Origin of the sequence: Bradyrhizobium sp. 31Argb, assembly GCF_043638955.1 — a bacterium.
Lineage (GTDB): Bacteria > Pseudomonadota > Alphaproteobacteria > Rhizobiales > Xanthobacteraceae > Bradyrhizobium.
In genome coordinates this window covers 1-3,449 of record NZ_JBEGDB010000467.1, presented here as the reverse complement: position 1 = coordinate 3,449, position 3,449 = coordinate 1, and the positions used below count along the sequence as shown (strand labels likewise).

General features: G+C 63.9%; 5 protein-coding genes and 1 tRNA gene. 4 read left to right on the top strand and 2 right to left on the bottom strand.

The annotated features are described in order from the left end of the window. Positions 1-55: 55 nt before the first annotated feature. The gene (locus AAFX91_RS40090) at positions 56-523 is read right to left on the bottom strand and encodes a hypothetical protein (protein ID WP_394570178.1); all 468 of its coding nucleotides are present in this window, start codon (positions 521-523) and stop codon (positions 56-58) included. 271 nt (positions 524-794) lie between these two features. Between AAFX91_RS40090 and AAFX91_RS40085 the strand changes: the two genes are divergently transcribed. Continuing rightward, a complete protein-coding gene (locus tag AAFX91_RS40085) occupies positions 795-1,040 on the top strand; it encodes a zinc-finger domain-containing protein (protein ID WP_021077734.1) in 246 nt (81 codons plus the stop codon). A gap of 21 nt (positions 1,041-1,061) precedes the next feature. After that, positions 1,062-2,261 carry an FAD-dependent monooxygenase gene (locus tag AAFX91_RS40080; protein WP_394570177.1) on the top strand — a complete coding sequence of 400 codons (1,200 nt, stop codon included), beginning with the start codon at positions 1,062-1,064 and terminating at the stop codon, positions 2,259-2,261. Positions 2,262-2,268: 7 nt separating this feature from the next. On the opposite strand, the gene AAFX91_RS40075 is transcribed toward AAFX91_RS40080, so the two are convergent. After that, positions 2,269-2,691, bottom strand: a complete 423-nt coding sequence (locus AAFX91_RS40075; protein WP_130580777.1) for a twin-arginine translocation pathway signal — start codon at positions 2,689-2,691, stop codon at positions 2,269-2,271. A gap of 219 nt (positions 2,692-2,910) precedes the next feature. On the opposite strand from AAFX91_RS40075, the gene AAFX91_RS40070 reads away from it, so the two are divergent. Together AAFX91_RS40070 and AAFX91_RS40065 are read left to right on the top strand one after the other, a co-directional pair. Continuing rightward, positions 2,911-2,997 (top strand) — tRNA-Leu (locus AAFX91_RS40070). Between the two features lie 119 nt (positions 2,998-3,116). After that, positions 3,117-3,380: a DUF3551 domain-containing protein gene (locus AAFX91_RS40065; protein WP_394570176.1), complete on the top strand. Its 264-nt coding sequence runs from the start codon at positions 3,117-3,119 to the stop codon at positions 3,378-3,380. Positions 3,381-3,449 lie beyond the last annotated feature (69 nt).

The window sequence follows — 3,449 nt, the reverse complement described above, 5'->3', positions numbered from 1 at the left end:
CGCGTCTTGGCCGGTGGCCACCGGCCAAGACGCTAAATCGCTTCCATCGCACAAATCATGCCCGTGCAGATACAAGGTGGTCGGTGTCCTCGCCCATCGCCAGATGCTTGCCTTCGCGCACGACATCCCTGACATCGCCGAACACGAAGAGATCACCCGCGACCGTGCCGGACAGGCTGGCAAGATCGTCCGCGGTGCCGGTGACGAGGCCAGTGGCAAAGCGCTTGGCGACATGCGAGGTCGAACTCGCTTCCGCAACCGCATCGTTCACGCGCGTGGTCAGGCCATCGCTGATTGCGACATTCTTCTCACGCGCAAGTTCGAGAAAGCTGTTGGCGAGATCGGCGTCATCAGCGGCCAGCGCCTGTTCGATATTCTGCTCGATCAGGCGCTCGTCATTCCGTAAAGCAGAACTGATCTGCAGGTCGGCCAATTGCGCCGGCTCGTCCTGTGCGGCGAACATGGCATACGCGTCGCTGGCATACGGCCACAGCGCGGCGCCGGCGGCGATGCTCACCAGCATCCCAGCCATCCCTATCCTGACCCGCGCTCGCTTCATTCGATAAAACCCAGGGTTTTGCTCAACTTGGAAATAGTGTGCCGTTTTTAAGACACAACAGCCCCGACGAAAGAAGGGCTTTTCTCCGACGACAAGATTGTGTCGAATTTGCATGAGCAAATGGATGGTCGGGGCTCTAGGAATCAACTCCACCCGCCAGTATGGTGCCGGGCATTTCGCAGTGCCGCATCGCGTTGATTGCGTCCGTCCGTTATTGCCATCCCAAGGTGAAGATATGTCCGACCACGTCGTCCCGCACTTCCATAACGATGCCGGAGTCTCGGTGATCGAGATCGGCTCGCAGGAATTCATGTGCGTGGGCGCGAACCCGCCGTTCGACCATCCGCATGTGTTCCTCGATCTCGGCAATGACAACGAGATCATCTGCCCCTACTGCTCGACGCTCTATCGTTTCGCGCCCGACCTCGCCGCCGGCGAAGCGCGTCCGCCCGAATGCGTGCTGAAGGATAAAGTCGCCTGACTATTCGTGGCTGATTGATCCGTGGCGATCACGCGCACCGTCGTCGTTGCGGGTGCCGGGATCGGAGGACTGACGGCTTCGCTGGCGCTCGCGGCGAAAGGCTTTCGTGTCGTCATCCTGGAAAAGGCGCCGCGGCTGGAGGAAGTCGGGGCGGGGCTGCAGCTTTCGCCCAATGCCAGCAGCATCCTGGTCGGTCTCGGCCTCGAACCGCGGCTTGCCCCGCGCGCGGTGACGCCGGAAGCGATCAGCATCGTCAGCGCGCGCGCCGGCGGTGAGATCGCCCGCCTGCCGCTCGGCGAGGCCGCGAGCACGCGGGCCGGCTCACCCTATTGGGTGATACATCGCGCCGATTTGCAGGGAGCGCTGCAGGCAGAGGTTGAGGACCATCCCGACATCGAACTCCGCCTGGGCTGGCAGTTCGAGGATGTCGCCGACCATGCCAGGGGACTGACGGTGGCCGCGCGCTGCGGCGACGCGCGGCAGCATGAGCTGGCGGCGGCGCTGATCGGCGCCGACGGCATCTGGTCGTCCGTGCGCAGCCGCCTGTTCCCGGAACTGCATCCACGGTTTTCCGGCCTGATCGCCTGGCGCGCCACGCTCGATGCGAAGGCGCTGCCGCGCGAATACACCTCGCCGCGAGTGCAACTCTGGATGGGACCGAACGCGCATCTGGTCGCCTATCCGATCGCCGCGGCACGACGGATCAATGTGGTCGCAATCGTGCCGGGAACCTGGAACCGGCCGGGCTGGAGCGAGGCCGGCAATGCCAACGAGATCAAGAACGCGTTCTCCGCGGATTGGCCCGCCACCGCGCAGATGCTGATCGGCGCGGTCGAGGAATGGCGGCGCTGGGCGCTGTTCACGATGCCGGACGTCAGTGAATGGAGCGCGGGCGCGGTCGCCCTGCTCGGCGACGCCGTGCATGGGATGCTGCCCTTTGCCGCGCAAGGCGCGGGCATGGCGATCGAGGATGCCGCCGTGCTTGCCAATTGCCTCTCTGGCTGCACCGGCGAGGATATCTCCGGCATTCCCGCTGCGCTGAAGCGCTACACCAGGCTGCGCCGCGGGCGCGTCGATCGGGTACGGCGCACCGCGCAGCGACAGGGGCGCATCTATCACCTCACCGGACCGATGGCGCTCACGCGCGATCTCGTCATCCGGGCGATGGGCCCGCAGCGAATGCTGGCGCGGCAGGACTGGATCTATGATTGGCGGGCGTGAAGGCGGCTCACCGCGCTGACGAACGCGCTCCTCTGGCGGGCGCAGGCGGCGCCGGTGGCACGATCGGCGCCGGCGCCGCCACGATCGTCTCATGGCATTTGTTGCGCCGCCAGTTTTCCTCGGCGAGCTTCTGCTGGGCACGCACCGCGACGTAATCGTTGCGGTAGGCCACCTCCGACACAACGGCGCCGCCGACGCCGGTCTCCGCCTTCGACATCAGCCCCTGCAACTCCGCCGCGCGCGCCGCCAGCGTCGTGCGCTCGGTCTCGAGTTGCTTGCAATCGTAAAGATCGTATTTGGCGGGATCGACGAAGGCCGGGCTGAGCGTCTCGCCCATCTGGGCGCAACCGCAAAGCAGGCCGCCAAGCGCAAGCAGCGCGGCGGTCACGGCCGCGCGCGGCGGCAGGTGGCGGAAGGTGCGGATGGACATGGCGCCTTGGTAAACGGTTAAGTGTTGAGATTGGCTAAAGCAGCGGGAAATGTCGGGATTGAGGCTGGCGCGGGACGGCGGAGACCGCGCGGCGCGATCCGCAAGACTTCGCGCGCTGTCGCGTTCCGCGTTAAACTGTTGAAATAACATGTATTCGGCGACAATTATCCTGTTTCCACTTCGCCACCAAACGCGCTAGATATCCCTCTCCCGACGAACGCGGACGTGGCGGAATTGGTAGACGCAAGGGACTTAAAATCCCTCGATGGCAACGTCGTGTGGGTTCGAGTCCCACCGCCCGCACCAATCGAATCAGGCGCCTTTTGAATCCTTTGGCTACCCACGACGATACGACCAGCGCCGGCAAGTCAGCCAGCACAAGGCGGTCTGGACCCAGACCATAACCGATCAGGAATGAGGATATCATGATGCGCATTCTGGCTTTGGCTATCCTGACGGTCGTGATGCTCAGCAGGGCAACGCCTACCCAAGCTCAGACCTACGATCCGAACTATCCGGTCTGCCTGCAGGTCTACCAGGGCATGGTGGATTACTACTTCGAATGTCGCTACACCTCGATACCCCAGTGCCAGGCATCGGCCTCAGGCCGGGCGGCTCAGTGTGTGGTCAATCCTTACTATGCCAAGCCCGTTCCGCGCAAAAAGCGTCGCGCGAGCAAGTCGCGCTAGGCCGTGTGGACAGTTACCTTATCCAGAGCAGAGTGGCGGCAATGGCGACGACGGCGAAGTAGTTTCGCG

Bases quoted from the DNA above. Each gene is read 5' to 3' on its own strand.
- AAFX91_RS40090 (WP_394570178.1), bottom strand. From the start codon at position 523: ATGCTGGTGAGCATCGCCGCCGGCGCCGCGCTGTGGCCGTATGCCAGC.
- AAFX91_RS40085 (WP_021077734.1), top strand. From the start codon at position 795: ATGTCCGACCACGTCGTCCCGCACTTCCATAACGATGCCGGAGTCTCG.
- AAFX91_RS40075 (WP_130580777.1), bottom strand. From the start codon at position 2,691: ATGTCCATCCGCACCTTCCGCCACCTGCCGCCGCGCGCGGCCGTGACC.
- AAFX91_RS40065 (WP_394570176.1), top strand. From the start codon at position 3,117: ATGATGCGCATTCTGGCTTTGGCTATCCTGACGGTCGTGATGCTCAGC.